This is a genomic window from Paradesertivirga mongoliensis, assembly GCF_024436395.1.
In the GTDB taxonomy this organism is placed as follows: Bacteria; Bacteroidota; Bacteroidia; order Sphingobacteriales; family Sphingobacteriaceae; genus Paradesertivirga; species Paradesertivirga mongoliensis.
On sequence record NZ_JAFMZO010000003.1, the window covers coordinates 679,750 to 702,490 of the forward strand.

Annotated in this window: 19 protein-coding genes; 8 read left to right on the forward strand and 11 right to left on the reverse strand. The window is 43.0% G+C overall.

Features of this window, described 5'->3' with window-relative positions:
- Positions 1 to 52 precede the first annotated feature (52 nt).
- The 3 genes from J3P43_RS14245 to J3P43_RS14255 form a co-directional block, all read right to left on the reverse strand.
- Positions 53 to 619, reverse strand: a complete 567-nt coding sequence (locus tag J3P43_RS14245; RefSeq protein WP_255903544.1) for a hypothetical protein — start codon at positions 617 to 619, stop codon at positions 53 to 55.
- Positions 620 to 763: 144 nt separating this feature from the next.
- Positions 764 to 1,300 (reverse strand): hypothetical protein, encoded by a 537-nt coding sequence (locus J3P43_RS14250; protein ID WP_255903546.1) that lies wholly within the window; start codon positions 1,298 to 1,300, stop codon positions 764 to 766.
- A 148-nt stretch (positions 1,301 to 1,448) separates the two neighbouring features.
- The gene (locus tag J3P43_RS14255) at positions 1,449 to 1,883 is read right to left on the reverse strand and encodes a DUF3805 domain-containing protein (protein WP_255903548.1); all 435 of its coding nucleotides are present in this window, start codon (positions 1,881 to 1,883) and stop codon (positions 1,449 to 1,451) included.
- Positions 1,884 to 2,460: 577 nt separating this feature from the next.
- Between J3P43_RS14255 and J3P43_RS14260 the strand changes: the two genes are divergently transcribed.
- Positions 2,461 to 3,186, forward strand: coding sequence for a hypothetical protein (locus J3P43_RS14260; protein WP_255903550.1), 726 nt, complete (start codon positions 2,461 to 2,463; stop codon positions 3,184 to 3,186).
- 77 nt (positions 3,187 to 3,263) lie between these two features.
- Here J3P43_RS14260 and J3P43_RS14265 read toward each other — a convergent pair whose 3' ends face one another.
- Positions 3,264 to 3,593 (reverse strand): hypothetical protein, encoded by a 330-nt coding sequence (locus J3P43_RS14265; RefSeq protein ID WP_255903552.1) that lies wholly within the window; start codon positions 3,591 to 3,593, stop codon positions 3,264 to 3,266.
- Positions 3,594 to 3,685: 92 nt separating this feature from the next.
- Between J3P43_RS14265 and J3P43_RS14270 the strand changes: the two genes are divergently transcribed.
- On the forward strand, positions 3,686 to 6,175 hold the full coding sequence (locus tag J3P43_RS14270; protein WP_255903554.1) for a pectinesterase: 2,490 nt from the start codon (positions 3,686 to 3,688) through the stop codon (positions 6,173 to 6,175).
- Positions 6,176 to 6,303: 128 nt separating this feature from the next.
- Positions 6,304 to 8,433, forward strand: coding sequence for a DNA helicase RecQ (recQ, locus tag J3P43_RS14275; protein ID WP_255903556.1), 2,130 nt, complete (start codon positions 6,304 to 6,306; stop codon positions 8,431 to 8,433).
- A gap of 53 nt (positions 8,434 to 8,486) precedes the next feature.
- On the opposite strand, the gene J3P43_RS14280 is transcribed toward recQ, so the two are convergent.
- The 5 genes from J3P43_RS14280 to J3P43_RS14300 form a co-directional block, all read right to left on the reverse strand.
- A complete protein-coding gene (locus tag J3P43_RS14280; RefSeq protein WP_255903558.1) occupies positions 8,487 to 8,825 on the reverse strand; it encodes a HepT-like ribonuclease domain-containing protein in 339 nt (112 codons plus the stop codon).
- The gene (locus tag J3P43_RS14285; RefSeq protein WP_255903560.1) at positions 8,815 to 9,117 is read right to left on the reverse strand and encodes a nucleotidyltransferase family protein; all 303 of its coding nucleotides are present in this window, start codon (positions 9,115 to 9,117) and stop codon (positions 8,815 to 8,817) included. The genes J3P43_RS14280 and J3P43_RS14285 overlap by 11 nt, the downstream gene beginning before the upstream one ends.
- Positions 9,118 to 9,233: 116 nt before the next feature.
- Positions 9,234 to 11,501, reverse strand: coding sequence for an aconitate hydratase (locus J3P43_RS14290; protein ID WP_255903562.1), 2,268 nt, complete (start codon positions 11,499 to 11,501; stop codon positions 9,234 to 9,236).
- Positions 11,502 to 11,704: 203 nt separating this feature from the next.
- Positions 11,705 to 14,476 (reverse strand): bifunctional aconitate hydratase 2/2-methylisocitrate dehydratase, encoded by a 2,772-nt coding sequence (locus J3P43_RS14295; RefSeq protein WP_255903564.1) that lies wholly within the window; start codon positions 14,474 to 14,476, stop codon positions 11,705 to 11,707.
- Positions 14,477 to 14,946: 470 nt separating this feature from the next.
- Positions 14,947 to 15,564 (reverse strand): polysaccharide deacetylase family protein, encoded by a 618-nt coding sequence (locus tag J3P43_RS14300; RefSeq protein ID WP_369414801.1) that lies wholly within the window; start codon positions 15,562 to 15,564, stop codon positions 14,947 to 14,949.
- 123 nt (positions 15,565 to 15,687) lie between these two features.
- On the opposite strand from J3P43_RS14300, the gene J3P43_RS14305 reads away from it, so the two are divergent.
- Positions 15,688 to 16,692, forward strand: coding sequence for an NAD(P)H-dependent glycerol-3-phosphate dehydrogenase (locus J3P43_RS14305; RefSeq protein WP_255903566.1), 1,005 nt, complete (start codon positions 15,688 to 15,690; stop codon positions 16,690 to 16,692).
- A gap of 53 nt (positions 16,693 to 16,745) precedes the next feature.
- Positions 16,746 to 17,021 carry a hypothetical protein gene (locus J3P43_RS14310; RefSeq protein ID WP_255903568.1) on the forward strand — a complete coding sequence of 92 codons (276 nt, stop codon included), beginning with the start codon at positions 16,746 to 16,748 and terminating at the stop codon, positions 17,019 to 17,021.
- A gap of 57 nt (positions 17,022 to 17,078) precedes the next feature.
- On the opposite strand, the gene J3P43_RS14315 is transcribed toward J3P43_RS14310, so the two are convergent.
- The gene (locus J3P43_RS14315) at positions 17,079 to 18,902 is read right to left on the reverse strand and encodes a DEAD/DEAH box helicase (protein WP_255903570.1); all 1,824 of its coding nucleotides are present in this window, start codon (positions 18,900 to 18,902) and stop codon (positions 17,079 to 17,081) included.
- A 246-nt stretch (positions 18,903 to 19,148) separates the two neighbouring features.
- A complete protein-coding gene (locus J3P43_RS14320) occupies positions 19,149 to 19,616 on the reverse strand; it encodes a DUF4293 domain-containing protein (RefSeq protein WP_255903572.1) in 468 nt (155 codons plus the stop codon).
- 78 nt (positions 19,617 to 19,694) lie between these two features.
- On the opposite strand from J3P43_RS14320, the gene truA reads away from it, so the two are divergent.
- The 3 genes from truA to J3P43_RS14335 all read left to right on the forward strand — a co-directional run bounded on the left by truA (position 19,695) and on the right by J3P43_RS14335 (position 22,709).
- Positions 19,695 to 20,447, forward strand: coding sequence for a tRNA pseudouridine(38-40) synthase TruA (truA, locus tag J3P43_RS14325; RefSeq protein ID WP_255903574.1), 753 nt, complete (start codon positions 19,695 to 19,697; stop codon positions 20,445 to 20,447).
- 63 nt (positions 20,448 to 20,510) lie between these two features.
- Positions 20,511 to 21,623: a M42 family metallopeptidase gene (locus tag J3P43_RS14330; protein WP_255903576.1), complete on the forward strand. Its 1,113-nt coding sequence runs from the start codon at positions 20,511 to 20,513 to the stop codon at positions 21,621 to 21,623.
- 189 nt (positions 21,624 to 21,812) lie between these two features.
- Positions 21,813 to 22,709: a nucleotidyltransferase family protein gene (locus tag J3P43_RS14335; protein WP_255903578.1), complete on the forward strand. Its 897-nt coding sequence runs from the start codon at positions 21,813 to 21,815 to the stop codon at positions 22,707 to 22,709.
- Positions 22,710 to 22,741: the final 32 nt, after the last annotated feature.

Consider the following 22,741-nt stretch of genomic DNA (forward strand, 5'->3'; position numbering starts at 1 on the left):
TATACCACGTCAGCCGCAATTGCAACAGAGCCTGTGTTAGCAGCCGTATATTTTAGTCCAAATATCCGTCATATTCAACCTTGCTAAGCCTGTTGTCCTTAAAAACAAAATTAAAAGATGAAAATCCCTCTGAATCTTCGACTGTAATTGTATCACTTAATGGAGCTTTTAAATTCAAGGTTTCTAAAAGTTTCGGCTGCGATATTCCTATTTGTACTCCATTCTTAAAACGGAAAGAGGTTCCTGAAACATGGAAGTTGTACAATATATATTTGTCGGTCGCTTTGTAAATTCTAAATTCAGCAGCTTTGTTTTTGTACAGATATATAGTGTCGATGACCCGTGGGTCATGTGTGTTAATTTCTGGTGTTTTTACAATTTCAAAATCAAGAAGAGGAATTTTATTTATGTCTGTTCCAAGGCCCGGAAAATCCAATAAGTCTTTTAGTAAATTGTCCTTTTCAATTGAAGTCCTATTAGAAACAGAACTTACATTTTGTACTGAATCCACTAGTACAGGTTCCTCATGAAGTGAGTCACTGGAAACGACTTTTTTCTCTGGCTCTCCTCTACATGCGGTGCAGAGATATATGATTATCAGTATTGGGAGTCGGCTCATTGTATGGCTGCTAACGTTAAGTGTTTATATTGTGCCCGATTAAGAGCACTTCCGTTTCGAACTGCACTAATGTAAGTAGAAAGCAGAGAACTTCGAGAACCAGGTCAGCCGGGCATAATTTAAACATGGTGTTAGGCGTAGATTTTATTTTGCCCGTTGATTCTCGTCTTTAGATTCCTTCTTTACATCCTTAATTTTTCGTCCTTCTAAAACTTTCCATTCGGGGGAGTCAAGTAGACTAGTTATTCGGTCTTGCTCCTCGGAGCGGTCAATAGTCCGGATTGCAAATGGTAACGTTTCTTGGTATAACTTTCCTTTTAATTGTTCTGGATTACTCATTGCGACTTGGAAGCCAACGATGGGTAAGTCAAGCCTTCTTTCTCGAAGATAAAAACGGAATCTTCCATGCACGCCCAAAGTCACAAGTTTAGGTACAAAAGTTAAATAAAGAGAGTCATTAGCTAGTTTATAAGTTCCTCCGGTTACTTTATTCGCTTTTTTCGTGTACCTGATTATACAGAACTGGTTCTGTTCTAAAAGAAACAGCTCTGCTTTTACGTAACTGGTATCCTCTACCGACTTAAATTCGAACATTTTTTCTTGCAAGTCTTGAGCCATTGCTTCAGACCATGTAAAAAGGAAAGAGATTGAAAAGAGAATGATTTTAAAGGTGTCGGTCATCTTTTAAATTTACGCCTAACGGTTAAGGGTTTGAGTTGTGCCCGATAATAGCACTTCACTGTCGCCCAGTACTAAAGTAGTTAAAAAGCAGAAAAGGACGGGCTCACGTCGCCCGGGCATAATTTAAACCCTGTGTTAGGTGCCGCACTTATTTTATCCGAATGCTTGCAACTACTTGTCGTATCACATTCAACTCCACTTCATTCTCCTTAGATAATTCCTGCTCTTTATCAATTGTAAAAGTGCAGGTAAATAGAGTGTTCTCTTTGCCTGTAATCCAGTAGTAAATGATGCAATCGTCGTCTCTAGTGCCGCTTTTATAGAACGCACATTCATATTCCCCGAGGTCCATCTTAATCGCTTGTTCATTTTCTCTAATTTCATCTTCTATGTAACGGGAGGCATTGTTTTTCTGACTTCCTGGTTTTTCTTGCAAAACCATAGGAGTTATCCGAAGATTCCCTGTCCAAGATGTCGTGTTGAAAAAAGCATACGAACCTTCTTCTTCGTATTGCTCCCAATTTGATGGAAGTGTCCAACTGTATTCTTCGCTAGGTGTCGTAAAAAGCTTATAGTCGGTCATTTAGTCGTTGTCCTATGAAAGTGGTCGGTTTTCTTAGTGTTGCACCTAACTAGTATATATACGCAACAAACTTACCATAATACACCCAAATTTGGGTGGCTAACGGAACTTTTTATAGCGTTATTACCTTCGAATATAAATATTATAAATCATCAAAACCACTCCCCCTGCCGGTGTCTCACCCACAACCCGCGTCGTCGTCTGGGCCCTGGTTCGCCCAACGCCGCCCTCCTCCTTTACAACCAGGATGCAGCAAGGTTAGCAAATTTTTCGCCCGTGCACTATTTCCCCCAAACCACCCACACCCCACCTTTAACGAAAAATATTTTCGCCGCTCTCTTGCATCTTTCGAAAAATTCATCTTAATTTATCATAACATTTAACATCAACCTAAGAAGTTTTCATCTTCTACCGATCAGTGAATCAGCCCCGAAAGCCTCTTAACGAGTTTTAGAAAAGGACCTGTCCTTAAAATTTTTATTGGAAAAGATTTGTGCTGTATGTATGGTTTTGCCTTGCAAAGCCTCTACTATGGAATTTTTTAATCAATAATTATATAACCCTAATTCTTAACAACATGGCAAAATCAGAAGGCGGTCACGCCAAAAATGTCGCAAATTTCGAAGACCTGCTCACCCGGGTCAGAAGCCTCGGTCCCGGCTACAGTCCCAGTAAAGCCGGATTAACCCTCCCCAATCTTGAGCTTCAGCACCAGGCAGCTAATGCTGCACTTAAATCTCTTGCAGCCGAGTTGCCACTGTATCAACAGGCGGTAGATGCCAAGCAGGCAGCTTTTGCACCGCTGTCGAAACTCGTTACCCGGGCGTTAAATATGTTCAGAGCCTCGGTAGATTATAAGCCCGAGGTAGACAGCGCCGAAAGTCTGGTTAAAAAAATGCGCGGAGGAAATTCGGCAAGCCCTGCCTTAGCAGAAGGAGCCGAACCTGTAAGAAAGATCTCAACCTCACAGCGATCGGCCGACATGCAACTGGCCCACTTCGCATCCTTTATCGAAATTCTGTCGGCACACAGTGCATATCAGCCTGCCGAAGCCGGGCTCAGTGTTGCAGGGCTGCTTGCCCTTCACAACGATCTGGCGCAGAAAGCTCAAGCCGTAACGGAGGCACAGGTAAGGGTTGAAACTGCCCGGCTCAATCGCGACAATGCACTTTACGCACCCGGCACTGGTTTAATCGACTTAGGCCTGGGAGTAAAAACATATGTAAAAGCCGCTTTTACTCCCGGCTCAACAAATTACAATCCAATTTTAAGTCTGGAGTTCAGACGACCCAAGAACTTATAGTTGAAGACAACTTAAAAAAGCTAAGACAAAACAGGGTTCCCGCTTCAGGAGCCCTGCTTTAAAGAGCCGCAATTCCTTCACAAAACAGCCGCAATTCCTTCACAAACAGCCGCAATTCCTCCACAAGCAGCCGCAATTCCTCCACAAGCAGCCGCAATCCCTTCACAAGCACCCGCAATTCCTTCACAAGCATCCGCAATTCCTTCACAAGCATCCGCAATCTCTTCACAAGCATCCGCAATCTCTTCACAAGCACCCGCAATCTCTTCACAAGCATCCGCAATCTCTTCACAAGCACCCGCAATCTCTTCACAAGCAGCCGCAATTTCTTCACAAGCAGCCGCAATTTCTTCACAAGCAGCCGCAATTTCTTCACAAGTACCTGAACTTGTGGCGTGGCCTTTCAACCCAAACCCATCCTTAAATTGTCAGGCCCTCCCATCTTCTACTACATTTTCTTAGATTTGAGAAAGCTCCACAGCCTACAAAACCAATCTAAATGAAATTAAATCTCTTTCTCTGCATTCTGCTTTTTGCAGCCGGTGTAAATAAATCAATTGCGAATAACGCAGCGGCCACTACCCTATCAAACTCTAAACCCATCACCGAAATAAAATTCAGGGGAAAAACCATTAAGCTCTCCGAAAAAGCCATTTATATCAATGCGAAACTCCATCAGCAAAACATGGGGAAGTACTCCTTCAAAACCTTACAAGACGCGGTTAAATTTGCCAAAAGCGGCACCGAACTCCATCCAACAGTTCTGTATTTAGAACCTGATGTATACTGGACCGACGATCCAAAGGCCGAAAACAAAGAGAATAAGTTAATCGGCCTCGCCATTCCGCAGGCAAACATCACCATGATCGGCTTATCCGAGAACGCCGAGCATACCATCATTGCCGGCAATCGCGGACAAATGGCCGGAGCCATTGGCAACTGGAATACCCTGGGCGTAGGCGACGGGTTTAAAGCCTATAACATCACGTTCGGCAATTACTGCAACGTCGACCTCGTTTACCCCTTAGACCCCTCAAAGAATCATCCTAAACGTCAAAAAACCATTACCCAGGCTCAGGTGCTCACCACAGCCTATCGTGGCGACATGGACAAATGGATTTTTGACAATTGCCGCTTCATTAGCTTTCTCAACACCTTTGCAGCAGGCCGTGAACCTCACCGGGCTTATTATACCAAATGCTTTTTTCAATGTACAGACGATGCCATCGGCTCCGGCGATATCAGCGTCTTCGACCGGGTAAACTTTAAATTCTATTCTAACCATCCTTCATGGGGTGGCTCAAGTATTCTGCAGGCATATTTGGGTTGCAATTTTGAAACCGTGTTGCGTGATCCCGGTGCCAACTCAACACTCTTTTTTGCGAAAAACAACAACATCTTCGCGGTGATCGACTGTCAGTTTAACGGTAATGCAACAAAGCTCGAATGGACTGACCATCCTTCTGACAATGCCCGCCACGTTGTACACAACAACACCTTAAACAAACAAAACACCACCATCAGCACGGGCAAACCAGAACTATCGGTGAAACTCAACAGCAAATCTCTTCAGGCGTTTAAAGTGGCTAATGAATATAATGTGTATAATCTGCTGCGCGGAGATGACGATTGGGATCCTGCCAAACAGAAAACAAGGCTTGCTGCCTACAGCGATTTACCATATCGTTTACAGCTTAAAGCTGATAAAATAAAGCTGAACCCCGAAGAGAAGGCTTCCGTTTCTTACCTTATATATCCCGAAAGAGTCAGACACAACACTCCGGTAACCTGGTCGGTAAGCAACCCGAAGGTTTTATCGCTCGAAAAGACGGAAGATGGCAGTATCCGGATTACCGGACATAATAATACCGATCAAACCCTAAAAGCATCCCTTAAAGCCGAAACAAGCTCGGGCATCGAAGCTCTCATCCATTTTGAAATAGCCGGAACCCCTTTGCCGCCACCAGCGTTTTCTCAACCGCCCATGCTGGGTCAACCTAAGCAGGGAAGTATAACTCTGGTGTATTCACTTGATCTTAAAGCTAAAGTCGACGACTCACAGATCGACTGGTACCGGGCATACCTGGCCAACGGCAGCGATTCTGTTAAAGTAGGAATTTCACGCCCGGGTAGCCCCTTAAAAACCTTCAACCTTAGCAGCGGAGATATCGGTTACTATGTATTAGCCCGAATAAAGCCTAAACATACAACCAGCCTGGCCGGGCAGCCGGTTTGGCTCAGCAGCCGCAAGATTAAATCGAGCGATGTCTCCACACATAACATCCACACCAATTTCAAAAGTCTGCCTACCCGGCGAAACTCCGTAATAAAAGATGGCTTCTGGACGCTCGACACCCATCGCCCGGCAGATCTGAGTGCAGAATTTGAATGGGAGCCCGGCCAGGGCGATGCCTGGACCTATGGCACCGGCACAGCAGGCGCCACCGGCCGCTATGGAATCTTGACAGTGCAGCGCGGAGCACGGTTGTTATATGCCCAACAAGCGAGGTATGGAGATATGTCGATAACCGTCGAATTAAGTCCGCAGAAAGCTGCCGGACAAGGTTTTGGAAGTGCAACCGGACAATACCTGGATATTTACACCAAATTTGATCCACACACCCTTACGGGATATGGTTTGAGAATAGAACGCACACCCCTTCATGGTGAAGGCGTTCAGTTCACACTCTATAAATTCATTAATGGTGCCGGAACCCCGATCACCAAATCCGAACAGTCATCAGCCTTCCTGCCCGGATGTAAAGTGGTGTTAAACCTGAACGGAAAGGTTCTCAGCGCAAAAGTATCCACCACCAGCCCGCAACAGCAAAGCCAAAAAGATGCTGGCCTGAAACATGAAGTTAACCTGTCGGCAACTATTAGCGAGAATTCCTTTGGTGGCTTCGGCATCCAAACAACCGGTAGCACTTCAGAAGGAAACAAGATCATGCTCGAGCGTATCTCAATTGTTTATCCGGGATATGACTGATGGTGTTTAAGCTTTAATTTAACGCAGACAGCGTTCAGAAACGCTGTCTGCGTTAGTTGCAGGTTTGATTAACATTGAAAGAATATAGCCACTCAATATTTTAGTATTTTTGAGCAAACCTTACTACAATGCCATCATCTGCCAGCCAAATTTTAAAAAAATACTTTGGGTACGATTCCTTTCGGGATAAACAGGAGGAAATCATCCGGCAGGTAGTATCTGGCCGGGATGTATTGGTGTTGATGCCTACCGGCGGAGGAAAGTCTGTATGCTACCAGATTCCCGCTCTGATGCTGGATGGTGTTTGTATCGTAATTTCTCCGCTGATATCTTTAATGAAAGACCAGGTGGATGCCTTAAAAGCAAACGGCATAGCAGCGGCGTTTTTAAATAGCTCGCAATCACCGGAAGAACAGCAGGCGATTTTGGAGGCCTGCTATAAGAATGAGATAGGCCTTCTGTACGTGTCGCCGGAAAAGCTGGTTTCAGACCTGCAGATGATTACTCAAATGGCGCGGCCTTCGATGTTTGCCATCGACGAAGCCCACTGTATTTCTTCCTGGGGTCATGATTTCCGGCCAGAATACACCCAGTTAGGCATGCTCAGAAAGAAATTCAGCCATGTACCTTTCATTGCATTAACTGCTACGGCAGATAAAGTAACCCGCAAAGACATACTTAAACAGCTCAAATTAAACTCCCCGGGTGTATTCATCTCTTCGTTCGACAGAAAGAATTTAAGTCTTGATGTACGTACGGGGGTAAAAACGAAAGAAAAACTTCAGGAAATAGCCGCTTTCATTGATAAACGCGAAGACCAAAGCGGTATCATATATTGCCTGAGCCGTAACAACTGCCAGGATGTAGCCGAAGCCTTAAAAAACTATGGCATCAATGCAGGTTATTATCACGCCGGAATGAATGGCGATGCCAGGGCAAAAGTTCAGGAAGACTTCATAAATGATAAACTTCAGGTGGTTTGCGCAACTATTGCATTCGGGATGGGAATCGACAAGTCGAACGTCAGATGGGTGATTCACTATAATCTTCCCAAAAACATGGAGGGATACTATCAGGAAATCGGGCGGGCCGGTCGCGACGGACTTCCCTCCGAAACTATTCTGTATTATAACTACGCCGACCTCACCATGCTGAATAAGTTTGCTGCTCAAAGCGCCCAGTCGGAAATTAACTTAGAAAAGCTAAAACGCATTCAGCACTATGCCGAGGCTGATTTTTGTCGCCGTAAAATTCTGCTAAACTACTTTTCCGAAAGTCTGGATGATAACTGCGGTAATTGTGATGTGTGTAAAAATCCGCGTAAGCATTTTGACGGAACGGTTCTGGTGCAAAAAGCATTGTCGGCTATTTATCGGATGGGTGAAAAAGAGGGAGCAAACATGGTTATTGATGTGCTACGAGGATCGCGTAAAGCGGAAATACTGCAAGCCGGTTACGACACTTTAAAAACCCATGGAGCCGGTGCAGAAATTGGAGCAATCGACTGGCAGCGGTACCTGATGCAAATGCTGAATCTGGGAATTATTGAAATGGCATACGATGAAGGTTTTGCTTTGAAGATTACCCCATCTGGCCAGGACGTTCTTTTCGGCAGAAAAACCGTGGAGCTAACAGTGCTTCAACCTTTGGTGAAAGTTGAGAAGCAAATACCGCAAAAACGAACAGCGCGTTCGGTTAAACCCGACGAAGAGCTATTTAGTCGCTTAAAGCAGATTCGCCTGCGTTTTGCAGCACAGGAAGACGTACCGGCCTATATCATTTTTAGTGATGCGGTGTTGCAGGAAATGGTAAAGGAAAAGCCCTTGACACAGGAAGAGATGCTCCTTATCTCGGGAGTGGGCGAACATAAGATGTATAAATATGGTCAGGCCTTTCTGGATACCATTAGCAGTTTCCTGGACGGAAGCAATTCCAAAAAACCCAAGGCCGATACCTATCAGGATACTCTTGAACTATTGAAAGCGGGGATGAGTCCGGCACAGGTGTCAGAAAAAAGGGGCCTTCATGAAACCACTATTTATTCGCATATCGCTCACCTGTACATCAATAAAAAAATAGGTAGTATCACATCCTTAGTCTCCGACGATGAGGTAAGAATTGTACAGCGGGCTATTGAAGTTATTGGAGAAACAAAAGCTTTAAAACCTGTATTTGATCATTTGCAGGAACAAGTACCGTATCATAAAATCCGTTTGGCAATGGCGGTACTGGAGCGAAGAAAGATGGTGGTGGATTGATGTTGAATACTGTCTGCGTTATGCTAAACCAATTCTGCTATAAACACTCCTACTTACTCCCCTAACATTTTCTCCACTTCTTCTTGTAATAATGGTAAATGTCGGATGACAATTCCCCAAATAATTTCATCAGAAACAGAGTCATACCCATGGATAATTCTATTTCTCACATCTACCAGTTTTCGGGAATTGGAAATTGTGAAAGAATTATCTTTTTTTAAGATGCGGTTCATTGCTTCACCGATGATTTCAATATTTCTCTCCACAGCTCGCTTAGTCCGCAAGTCGCTTTTGTAATGATTAAAATCTTTTGGAATATCAATAAAGAAACTTTCTATTTCACTTATTGCATTTAGCATGTCGTAAAGCCAGGCTTTAACATCAACGTCCATAAATCAATTGTCTTTGCTGATTCACAGTATTTCTAAAATATGGATTTTTTATTGCTTTGTCTTCTAACAGGTCAATGGGTCGCTTTAACATATCTTCCAACGCAAATTTCAGATCAAAATAATTGTCGGCATAATCGAGTACATCAAGCGGTTCAAAATCGACAATTAAGTCGATATCACTCTCGGCATTGAATCTATCTGTTAGAACTGATCCAAAGACGTACAGGCTCTTAACCTTGTGAGTTTCACACAACTCGGATATATGGGAAGTATGTCGTTCAATTGGATTCATGATGCAAGTTACAAAAAGTAACATTGACACGGCGGTTCTCAAGTCTTTTTTAAGCTCCTAACAAAACAAAACCCCAACCATTACTGATTGAGGTTTGATATTCGTAAACAGCCAACTTAAGCCTGCTGCTTCAATCTGATAATGTTCAACGCGGCACCAGCCTTAAACCATTCGATCTGCTGCTCATTATAAGTATGATTAACATGGAAAGAATCTTTGCCGCCATCGGCGTGATGTAACACTACTTTGAGCTGCTTACCCGGAGCGAAGCTCGTTAATCCTTCTACATCAATCACATCATCTTCCAGAATCTTGTCATAATCTGCAGGGTTCGCAAAGGTGATCCCCAGCATACCTTGTTTTTTTAGATTCGTTTCGTGGATACGGGCAAATGATTTTACCAGGATCACTCTCACGCCTAAATGACGGGGCTCCATTGCCGCATGCTCGCGTGACGAACCTTCACCGTAGTTCTCGTCGCCGACAACCACCGTTCCAATTCCGGCAGCTTTGTAAGCTCGCTGCGTTGCCGGCACCGGTCCGTATACACCTGTTAACTGGTTCTTAACTAAATCCGTTTTGTCGTTAAAGTAGTTAACAGCGCCAATCAGCATGTTATTCGAAATATTATCCAGGTGGCCACGAAACTTTAACCACGGACCAGCCATAGAAATATGGTCGGTTGTACATTTACCTCTTGCTTTGATCAACAAACGCAATCCATGAAGGTCTGTTCCTTCCCAGACCGGGAATGGTTCTAATAATTGCAGACGGCTTGATTGAGGATTCACAATTACACTAACATTACTTCCATCCTCAGCCGGAGCCTGGTAACCTGCATCTTCAACGGCATAACCTTTAATCGGCATTTCTAATCCCTGAGGTTCGTCTAATCTCACCTGTTCGCCGTTCTCATTGGTAAGAGTATCGGTTAGCGGGTTGAAAGTGAGATCACCTGCAATAGCCATGGCCGTTACAATTTCTGGAGATGCTACGAATGAATGGGTATTGGGATTACCATCATTACGTTTCGCGAAATTCCTGTTAAAGGACGTGATGATCGAGTTTTTACGGGTAGGATCATCTGTATGGCGAGCCCATTGCCCGATACACGGACCGCAAGCGTTAGCCAATACTACACCCCCAATTTTTTCAAACGTATCTAAATACCCGTCGCGTTCAACAGTGTAACGAACTAGCTCAGAACCCGGAGTTACGGTGTATTCTGATTTCGTTTTTAAATTTTTATCTACTGCCTGTTGTGCAAGAGAAGCTGCACGGGTAATATCTTCGTAAGATGAGTTAGTACATGAACCGATTAATCCTACTTCTAACTTAGCCGGCCAGTCGTGAGACCTAACCGCCTCTGCAAATTTAGATATCGGCCATGCCAGATCTGGCGTAAACGGACCGTTAATATGTGGTTCAAGCTCCGATAAATTAATTTCAATCACCTGATCAAAATACTGCTCAGGATTAGCGTAAACCTCGTCATCACCGGTTAAATATTGTTTTACCTGGTTTGCAAGATCAGCGATATCGCCTCTTTCAGTACCTCTTAAATATACTTCAGCTTTTTCATCGTATCCGAAGATAGAGGTAGTGGCGCCAATCTCTGCACCCATGTTACAGATGGTAGCTTTACCCGTCGCAGAAAGCGAACGGGCGCCTTCCCCGAAGTATTCAACAATTGCACCGGTACCACCTTTTACGGTAAGAATACCGGCCACTTTAAGAATGATATCTTTTGCGGCCGTCCAGCCTGACAATCTACCCGTTAATTTAACGCCGATTAACTTAGGAAATTTAAGCTCCCAGGCAAAGCCAGCCATCACATCGCAGGCATCGGCACCACCAACACCAATGGCGATCATACCCAACCCACCCGCGTTCGGTGTGTGAGAGTCGGTACCAATCATCATCCCGCCAGGGAATGCATAGTTTTCTAATACCACCTGGTGAATGATACCTGCACCAGGTTTCCAGAAACCAATACCATATTTATTAGATACCGATGCAAGGAAGTCGTATACCTCTTTATTGGTATCATTAGCGATCTGTAAATCTTCAGTAGCGCCAACTTTAGCCTGAATCAGGTGATCGCAATGCACCGTCGAAGGAACCGCCACTTGCGGCCGGCCGGCCTGCATAAACTGCAATAATGCCATTTGCGCAGTTGCGTCCTGCATCGCCACCCGATCGGGAGCAAAATCAACGTAGGAAGCACCTCTCTGATACGCTTGTGTAGCATTTCCTTCCCAAAGGTGAGAATAAAGGATCTTTTCAGTTAAAGTAAGTGGTTTACCTACTGCTTTTTTAGCTGCCTCTACTCTATCGCCGAAACGAGAATAAACAGCTTTAATCATTTCCAAATCAAAAGCCATAATCTTTGAATATAAATTAAACTAACAGTTGAACATACTAAAAAGTTGCAAGTAGAAAATAGAAACAGTTAAAAAAATGACATTATTACGCAATAACTAAAGAGGTGGGACGGGGTATCTAGCAAAAAGCCATCCTGCAAAAACAGGATGGCTTTCAAATCTCTAGAGACGATCATTCAGTGTCTCGGCCGAAACAACTGAAATTAATTCATCAGCATTTTATGCGGAGGTGCAAACTTCGTAAGATTGATGCCTTCTACAGCTGCCTTATACTCCTCTATCGTAGGTGTTCTACCCAGAATGGTAGACAGCACTACAACAGGCGTAGACGAAAGCAGCGACTCTCCCTTTTTACCTTCAGCATCTTCCACAACCCTTCCCTGGAAAAGACGGGTTGATGTCGCCATAACGGTATCGCCTTTAGCGGCCTTCTCCTGGTTACCCATACAAAGATTACATCCCGGGCGCTCCAGATACAACATTTTCTCGTATTGTGTACGTGCCGCAGCCTTAGGAGCATTATCGTCGAATTCGAAACCTGCGTATTTCTGTAAAACATCCCAGTCGCCTTCGGCTTTAAGCTCATCTACAATATTATAAGTAGGAGGAGCTACTACAAGCGGAGCCTGGAATTCAACCTTACCTTTTTGCTGTTCGATGTTTTTAAGCATCTGAGCAAGGATCTTCATATCTCCCTTGTGAACCATGCAGGAACCGATAAACCCAAGGTCTACTTTTTTATCTCCGCCATAGAATGACAGCGGTCTGATAGTATCGTGAGTATATCGTTTAGAAACATCAGCGTTGTTTACATCCGGGTCGGCAATCATTGGCTCTCCGATAAGATCAAGATTAACAACAACTTCAGCATAATATTTAGCGTTTGCATCCGGAATCAGAGCTGGCTTCTCTCCTGATTTGATCTCAGCAATTCTTTTATCAGCCTTGTTGATCAATCCCTGAAGAACTTGCTTTTCATTGTCCATACCTTTATCAATCATAATCTGGATCCTGCCCTTTGCAATCTCCAGTGATTCGATAAGAGTATCATCCTCCGAAATACAGATCGAAGCTTTTGCTTTCATCTCTGCAGTCCAGTCTGTAAACGTAAAGGCCTGGTCGGCTGTAAGGGTTCCGATATGAACCTCGATCACTCGACCTTGAAATACGTTTTCACCACCGAATTTTTGAAGCATCTGAGCCTGGGTAGCATGAACCACGTCGCGGAAGTCCATGTAATCTTTCATCTCACCTTCAAATGTCACTTTCACGGATTCGGGAAGAGGCATCGACGCTTCTCCGGTAGCAAGCGCAAGGGCAACTGTTCCTGAATCGGCACCAAAAGCAACACCTTTAGACATTCTTGTATGTGAGTCACCACCAATAATGATAGCCCATTCGTCCACAACAATATCATTAAGAACTTTGTGAATTACATCGGTCATTGAATGATAAGCCCCTTTCGGATCACGCGCTGTGATCAAACCGAACTCGTTCATGAACTTCATCAGTTTAGGAATGTTTGCCTGAGCTTTTTTATCCCATACTGATGCAGTGTGACAACCCGACTGGTATGCCCCGTCAACAATGGGCGAAATGGTTGTAGCAGCCATTGATTCCAGCTCCTGTGCGGTCATCAAACCAGTAGTATCTTGTGAACCTACGATGTTAACCTGCACACGCACATCAGAACCAGCATGTAATACCTTTCCTGAAGTAATACCAACAGCGTTTTTGTTGAAGATCTTCTCTACAGCGGTAAGACCTTGTCCTTCGTGAGAAATTTCCTTTGATGGAGCAAATACAAGAGGAGTTTCGATCTCTAAAAGTTTTGCAGCGAATGTCTGGAGCTTTTTGCCGAATACTACAGCATATGATCCGCCGGCTTTTATAAACTCCATTTTTTGTGGAGTAAACGACTTAGACAGGTCAATCAGTTCCTGCTCGCCGTTATAAAGTTTCTTTTTCTTTGTGTTGATGGTAAGAACAGTACCAGTAGCGACAGAATACACTTGCTCCAAAACGGGTTCGCCATTTTCATCGCGTATAACATTACCGTTGGCGTCCTGCTTCTTTACCCAGTTTTTAAGATCGATACCTATACCACCTGTAACGTCAACAGTGGTAAGGAAGATCGGAGAAATACCGTTTGTACCTCCAACAATCGGAGCAATATTCACGAATGGAATGTATGGACTTGCAGGTTTACCGGCCCATAGAGCCACGTTGTTTACCCCCGACATTCTGGATGAGCCCACACCCATCGTACCCTTTTCTGCAATCAGCATCACTTGCTTATCAGGATGCAATTGTTGCAATGCCCTGATTTCGGCTTGTGCCTGAAGAGAGATCATACATTTACCATGAAGTTCTCGATCTGAGCGGGAGTGCGCCTGATTACCCGGAGAAAGTAAATCGGTTGAAATATCACCTTCACCGGCAATAAACGTTACTACCTTGATTTCCTCAGGGATCTCACGCAGCTTAGTAAAAAATTCCGCCTGCGCGTAACTTTCTATTATTTCTTTCGCGATTTGGTTACCGTTTTTAAATGCCTCTTTTAAACGGTCTGTGTCCGCGTCATAAAGGTAAACTTGTGTCTTAAGTATGCTTGCAGCTTCTTTGGCAATAGAGATATTTTCACCTAAAGCTAAATCGAGTAACACTTTTATTGAAGGACCACCCTTCATGTGAGATAACAGATCAAATGCAAAGGCAGGTGTGATTTCCTCTACTAAAGCATCACCCAAAATGATCTCTTTTAAAAACTCAGCTTTTACACCAGCCGCGCTGGTAGTTCCAGGTAAGGTATTGTAAATAAAAAATTTAAGAGAATCTTCCCGGTATGGGTTGCTTAAATCTCTGATTTGCGTAATGATTTCGCTTAGTAATTCGGCACCGTCAATCGGCTTTGGATGCAGTCCCTGTGCCTTGCGTTCTTCGATCTCCTGGAGATATTCCTTATAAGTGTTCATAACAATTCTTTTCGATGGTAATCCAGACTAAAGCCAGTCTGGTATGTAATTTACTTTGTCTTCTTCACAAACCTTTATCTTCCCCGAGCATCTTTCAGCAAAGCTGCTTAAGAAGCATCAATCAGAGAGGTTTATTCTGCTTGTTCTTTCTACGAGAGAAAATACTCTTTTATTTAAAGCTAGTGGTTGTCTAATTTCCTGCCACATGAATGTGATTTGCAGAATAACCGTAAACTTTCCGAACCTTTTCTAATTTAAACACCCGGGAGTAAGTGATTTTTAATTTGAATTTCAAAAATCAGCTACGTAATGGTGATTTTTCTGCAAAAATACAAAAAATCATCGACAGATGTAACAACACATGGGCTTTTTGTGCAAATAATACAGTCGAAAGTCTTATCAAATTCTTCCTGCATCCGATCATTCCTCCAGCTTTGCTGAACCAATTGTAGATTAGAGATTATTTCTTTTTATAACGCTTTAAATGCGTAACCCTTCCTTTTCCAGAACTCCAGAGCTTTGGGCAAGACATCTTCCAGAATAGGAAAAGCTTTTAAACTATCATGAAAAACTACAATGGAGCCAGGACAGGTATTATTGATTGTTTTCCTTAAGCATTTCTCCGGCTTCAGCTTTGTGTCAAAGTCACCGCTTAGCACGTCCCACATGATAATTTCTATTTCAGGATTTACTTTTTTCAACTTTGCGACCTGCGACTTCTTTATCCTCCCGTAGGGCGGGCGAAATAAATCCGAGTCTACGTACCGGCGGCATTGCTCATAGTTATCAAGATATTCCTCATCCTCTGTTTCCCAGCCCTTCAGATGGTTAAAGGTATGATTACCTACAGAATGACCTTCATTAAGGATTCTTTGATATATCTCCGGATGCTTCCTGACATTATCGCCAATGCAGAAAAAAGTAGCCTTCGCATCATACTCCTTTAACTTATCCAGAACAAATGGGGTTACTTCAGGAATAGGGCCATCATCAAAAGTGAGGAAAATGGTATTCTTTACATGCTTTTTCCAAACCAGTTGTGGGTATATCCACCGCAAAAACACAGGGGTCTTAACCAGATACATCATATCTTCAATGAATTACAATGCTAGCTATTTTATAATTATTCTTAAGTATAAGTTTAAAATGGATGTTTTGTTATAATTCAGTAAACTTGTTCCGCTTTAAGATTTTCAAATCAGGATATTTACATGGACGAGGCTACAAAAATAGCAGTTATAGGTGGTGGAAGCTGGGCTACGGCAAATGTTAAAATGTTGTTGGATAACCCGACAGAGAAGGAGATTTTTTGGTGGATGCGCAGTGAATCAAGCATCGAGCATCTGAAAAAATACAAGCATAATCCTAACTATCTCAGTTCTGTAGAGATCAGGGTGCCGGAACAAAACATCAGCAGTGACATCCTAAATGTAATTGGACAGTCTGACATGGTACTTCTGAACGTCCCGGCAGCATTTCTAAAAGAAGCACTTGGACAGGTTAGCGCCGAAACATTAAAAGGGAAAAAGATTATTTCGGCAATTAAGGGCTTCGTTCCTGATGACAACATGATCATTGCCGAATTTATGCACCATAACTATGGCATACCCTTACAGGATATCGTGGTTATCAGTGGGCCATGTCATGCGGAAGAAGTAGCCCTCGAGAAACTTTCCTTCCTAACCATCGCTTCCCTGGATATTGAACTGGCCACAAGATTTGCAAATATGCTGAACACCAGATATATTAAAACCAATGTATCTGATGATATCTACGGGACTGAATATGCTGCGGTACTGAAAAATATATATGCGGTTGCCAGCGGCATTTGCCATGGGGTTGGATATGGCGACAATTTTCAGGCTGTGCTCATTTCGAATGCAATTAAGGAAATAAAAAGCTTTGTGGATGAAGTTCATCCAATTGACCGGGATATTAAAGAATCTGCTTACCTGGGCGACCTTTTGGTTACCGCCTACTCTCAATTCAGCCGTAACCGGATGTTCGGAAATATGATTGGAAAAGGGTATAACGTCAAATCAGCACAACTGGAAATGAACATGATAGCCGAAGGTTATTATGCCGCTAATTCCCTTCACCAGATAAATAAGATCTATAAAGTTAGTATGCCTATTTGCCGGGCCGTATACGCTGTTTTATACGAAAAACATTCTCCGCATATCGAAATGAGATTGCTGGCAGAGCAATTATCCTGATTTTTTGTAAACCTGCGGGCCCTTTTGTTGTTCTTCTTACAAAGACTATCAATATGAAGAACACAACTTTATGGAGCATTGTTGCCGGAGCAGCTGCGGCGGGTGCAATACTATATTACAAAAGAAACGAAGTTTCAAGAATGGGTGGAAACCTGAAAGATTCTGCCAGAAACTGGGGAGATAAACTTACGCAATACGGCTCCGAACTTAAAGACCGCTTTTTAAATAACGTAAAAGGCCCAAATGGCGAGGCGGTTTACCTGGACATGTACGACCGGCAGTTTTATGAAAATGAAATGGGTCAAAGAGTTTACTTAGACGCCAACTAACCCAATTAAATACGAAAAGCCCCGCAAATTGCGGGGCTTTTATGTTAAAGCTTTCTGCTAAGAACGTCTTCTTCGCTCTCCGCCGCCGCTATATCCGCCACTGCGTTCTTCGCGTCGTTTGCCAGAGAAATCACGGAAGCCTCCGCCTCCACTACGTTCTCGGCTGCCGCCACCTTCGCGACGACCACCGCCTGAATATCCTCCGCTACGCTCGCGACTTCCGCCTTCACGGTCGCCTGCAACTTCAATCCTTACGGCACGTCCGTTAAATTCTACGCCTTTAAAGTTTTGCTGAATTACATCTGCCTGATTGTTTTCAACTTCAAAGAATGTAAACACACCTTTTAAGTCGATCTTACCGATAGACTTGCCACCGATTTTTCCATTATTACGGATAAAACCCAGCATATCGCCACGTGTAAAATCATCTACCGAGCCGAGATTGATAAAGAAGCGGGTATAATCGCCGCGACTGCTGCCAAAGCGACTGGAACGCTCACCTCTTTCACCACGCTCACCTCTCTCGCCGCGCTCGCCACGATCACGATCGTCTGCAGGAGCATTCAGATCAGGTGCATTCTGGTAATAATCAAGGAAACGATTAAATTCAAGCGAAGCGAAACGTGTAATAACTTCTTCTTTACTTAAATCCTTAAATTCATCCATGATACGTGGAATGTACTGCTCAATTTGCTCAGTATTAACTTCTACGTTATGCACTTTATGCACTAAAGCGAAAAGCTGCTTTTCACACACATCAAATCCGCCTGGTATCTCAACTTTAGTAAATTTCTTACCGATGATACGCTCGATCTGTCTGATCTTACCTACTTCTTTCGAGTTGATAATAGAGATAGAAACGCCCGATTTACCGGCACGTGCAGTACGGCCGCTTCGGTGAGTGTAGTTTTCTATTTCATCAGGTAACGAATAATTAATTACGTGAGTTACATCGTTAACATCAATACCTCTAGCTGCAACATCAGTCGCAATCAGTAATTGCAGGCTACGTTCACGGTAGCGTTTCATTACTTTATCGCGCTGCTGCTGAGATAAATCGCCATGCAATGCATCTGCATTGTAACCATCTTTAATTAAAGACTCGGCAATATCCTGAGTTTCAATCTTGGTACGGCAAAATACAATACCAAAAATCTCTGGATTAAAATCCACAATACGCTTAAATGCAGCATATTTATCACGGGCACGTACCACATAATACTCGTGGTCGATGTTTACGTTACCGGTATTTTTGGTACCCATGGTAAGCTCGAAAGGATTGTCCATGTATTTTTTGGCAATCCTTCTAACTTCCGAAGGCATGGTAGCAGAAAACAACCAGGTCTTCTTATCTTCAGGTGTGGTCGATAAAATCTGGTCGATATCTTCCTGAAAGCCCATATTGAGCATTTCATCAGCTTCGTCTAAAACAACGTAACGTACTTCAGAAAAATCAATCGCTTTACGATTAATAATATCCAACATACGTCCCGGTGTAGCCACAACAATCTGCACACCACGTCTAATCTGACGTAACTGATCGGAGATGTTTGCACCACCGTAAACGGCTACTACATTAACATTTTTGACATTTTTCGCGTAATTGTTTATGTCGTTAGTGATCTGTAAACAAAGTTCGCGGGTTGGGCACAGAATAAGTGCCTGAGGGTGGTTCTTTTCAAAGTCCAGTAATTCTAATAGAGGCAGGCCAAATGCTGCCGTCTTACCGGTTCCTGTTTGAGCTAATCCGACAAAATCGTTGCTGCCTGAAAGTAATACCGGGATTGCTTGTTCCTGGATTGGTGTAGGATTTTCGAATCCTAATTCAGCTATGGCATTAACAATATCATGACGGATACCCAAGGTACTAAATGGGTTCATGATAATTATAAATTCTCCGGCTTAATTGCCGAAGGCGCAAAGGTACGCTAATTTTTTTAAGGGAAGTTTTCTAAATGTAAAAAGGCGGATTTGAAAATGTGTAGTTGGCGGCTCTGTTGCGACTATAGCCCTGCCATTTGCTCATACTGCGCGGGCCTTAGCCACCGGCCGGTATCCGCGTCTGTCAGGTTTGTAATGCAACACATCTTCCCTGTGGGAAGGATGATAAACATCTTGGATTAAAAGCTATCCCCTCAACCTGTCCGTCGACCTTATCAACTTTTCATCCTTCCTTATTCCTTTAATGGCAAAAATCAGAAACAAAATAGTAATTGAAGGTAGAAATATCCCAATACCATAATTTGCAGGCTGAAGCTGAAAATCGCCGATTACCCCCTTGGTAGTTTTATAAAGCCAGAAAAAGTGTCCTAAGATTGCGATTATTGCCACATAAGCTATCGCGATTTGCTTCTTTCTATCTTTAAATAAAAATATAGCGAAAAAAGGTAGCGCGCCTATTAAAGCTGTTGCGATCGAAAGGCCCAGAAATTGTTCCGTAATTACAACCTGACCGTTTAAGCTTTCATACACTCCGGAAACTTTCAAAGCCCTTGCAGATCCGTTTTGGGGAACGTGAACATACGCAAATAAGAATAAGGCATAAAAAGTAACCGTTGCCAGAAAAAACCAGATAGTTTGAATACGTTGAATCATAATTGCTAATTAATGCACAAATATAGAAAAGTGTTTGGGCTGGATAAACAATCTCTCTACTATCCTTAACTTTGAGCAGTGGCAGATACAAAAAGGTTTTTTATTGAGATATCCTACAAAGGAACTAATTACCATGGATGGCAGGTTCAGCCCAATGCAATAACAGTTCAGGAACTGCTGGACAAAGCACTATCAATATTTTTCAGACAAAAAGTCGAAACCCTGGGTTGCGGACGAACGGATACAGGTGTGCATGCTACTCAGTTTTTCGCACATTTCGATTTGACCGATTTTGGCAGCGTACTGAAGGATTCCACTTTACAGAGCATCAATTCTCTGCTTCCTTTCGATATTTCCGCTAAAAGTCTTACCGAAACCAGTGCAACCGCACACGCCCGCTTCGATGCAAGCCTTCGCTCTTACGAATACCATATCCATTTCGAAAAGAGCCCGTTTTTACATGAATTATCCTGGCTGCTCCGGGATAAATTGATTGTATCAGCTATGAACCAGGCCGCTTCCGAACTTCTGAATTATACAGATTTCAGCTGTTTCAGCAAATCGAACACCCAGGTATTCACCAATAACTGTAAAATATCGCGGGCCGAATGGGTCGAGACCGCCCAGGGGCTCATTTTCCATATCTCTGCTGATCGCTTTCTGCGAAATATGGTCAGAGCCATTGTAGGTACCATGGTCGAAATCGGGAAAGGCAAACTAGCTCCGGATGCCATTCACCAAATCATCGAGAGTAAAAACCGTTCGAATGCAGGCGCCTCAGTACCCTCCTGCGGATTGTATCTCACTAATGTAAAATATCCCTATATCTAATATCGATAAAACTGCTGCCCTTTTAGGTGGTTTACTATATTTGTGGCCTTAGCAAACAATAACATGAGTGAAAAAAAAGAAGAAGAAAAAAAGCATATACCTGTTGTAACGGAGAAATCTTTGAGTTTTCTCGAGACATATATTAACAACCCTTCGCCCACCGGTTTTGAGTGGGAAGGACAGCGCCTATGGCTGGATTATATCAAACCCTACATCGACGAGCATTATGTAGACAACTACGGTACAGCAGTTGGCGTTATCAATCCAAAAGCAAAATATAAAGTTGTAATTGAAGCCCACTCCGACGAGATTTCATGGTTTGTAAACTATATCACCAAAGATGGTTTAATCTACGTAATACGTAATGGTGGTTCTGATCACCAGATTGCTCCGTCAAAACGGGTAAACATCCATACTGATAAAGGCATTGTAAAAGCTGTCTTTGGCTGGCCTGCAATCCACACACGTAACGGCGAAAAAGAAGAGACTCCCACTTTAAAAAATATTTTCCTGGATTGCGGCTGCACAACCAAAGAAGAAGTTGAGGCTCTCGGTGTGCATGTGGGCTGTGTGATAACCTATGAGGACGAATTCATGGTTTTGAACGACAGGTATTATGTGGGTCGAGCTTTGGATAACCGCGTAGGTGGCTTTATGATCGCCGAAGTTGCGAGATTATTGAAAGAGAATAACAAAACCCTTCCTTTCGGATTGTATATCGTCAATGCCGTTCAGGAAGAAGTAGGCTTAAGAGGTGCCGAAATGATTGCGAACAGAATCAAACCCAACCTTGCAATTATCACCGATGTTACACACGATACTCAAACACCGATGATTAACAAAGTTGTTCAGGGCGACCTCGCTTGTGGTAAAGGACCGGTGGTATCATATGCCCCTTCTGTGCAGATAAACTTGAATAAGCTTTTGATTAAAGCCGCTGAAGACGCTCAGATCCCTTTCCAAAGACAGGCATCGTCGCGCTGGACAGGCACCGATACGGATGCTTTTGCATATTCAAACGATGGCGTAGTGTCTGCCTTAATATCTCTGCCGTTGCGCTACATGCACACTACCGTAGAGATGGTACATAAAGAAGACGTAGACAATGTAATCCGCCTGATATATGAAGCGCTTTTAGCCGTTAAAGTAGACCAGGATTTTAGAAATGTAAAATAAAAGCGGTCCCGCAAAATAATTCATGTAAGGGCTCGTTTATATTTATTCATAGGACCCAAATAAAAGGCAGCGAAGTAATTTATTTCGTTGCCTTTTTAATTTCTGCTCAAACAATTCCGACCAAATTGTTCTTAATAGGGAGTTTATTAATCGTCGTTTTAATTAAAATTCATTTTATAATTTAGCAGAATGAAACCAACCTTATTAATACTTGCTGCTGGGATGGCCAGCCGCTACGGAAGCATGAAACAAGTGGACGGATTCGGTCCTAACAATGAAACAATTATTGATTATTCTATCCACGATGCTATCAAAGCAGGATTCGGAAAAGTAACCTTTATTATCCGGGAAGAATTTCACGAAAGCTTTAAAAACATCTTCGAACCGAAGCTTAAAGGAAAAGTAGAGATTGACTATGTATTTCAGAGCTACGATTTAACAAAATATGGCATCGACAAACAAATCGAGCGTCAAAAACCCTGGGGAACGGGCCATGCGGTGTTAGAAGCCAGCAAACAAATTAACGAGCCTTTCTGTGTAATCAACGCCGACGACTACTACGGATATGATGCATTCGAAAAAATGGCCAACTTCTTAAATAACGAGGTTCGCGATGATTATTTCTCTCTAATGGGTTACGAAGTAGACAAAACCTTGTCTGAATATGGTTCTGTTTCACGCGGTATCTGCAAAGTTTCTAACGGAAACCTCGAAGAAATAAACGAGCGGACTAAAGTATATGCTAAAGATGGCGTAATTGTTTACGAAGACGACAACGGCAATACAACACCTCTGGATGCTGATGCCCGTGCTTCAATGAATTTCTGGGGATTCAGTCCCGCGATTTTTAAATTGACTGAACCTATGTTTAAACGCTTTGTAGAAGCGAACGAAAATAATCCGAAAGCCGAATTCTTTATTCCTTTAATGGCCGAAGAATTAGTCAAAACCGGACAGGCTCAGTTTAAAGTTATTCCAACATCTTCTAAGTGGTTCGGAGTTACATACAAAGAAGATAAACCAATCGTTCAAAAAAGCATCGCTGATTTGATTGAAAATGGTGTATATCCAAACAAGCTTTGGTAATATAGATATCCAGGCACAAAAAAAGCCCTTCG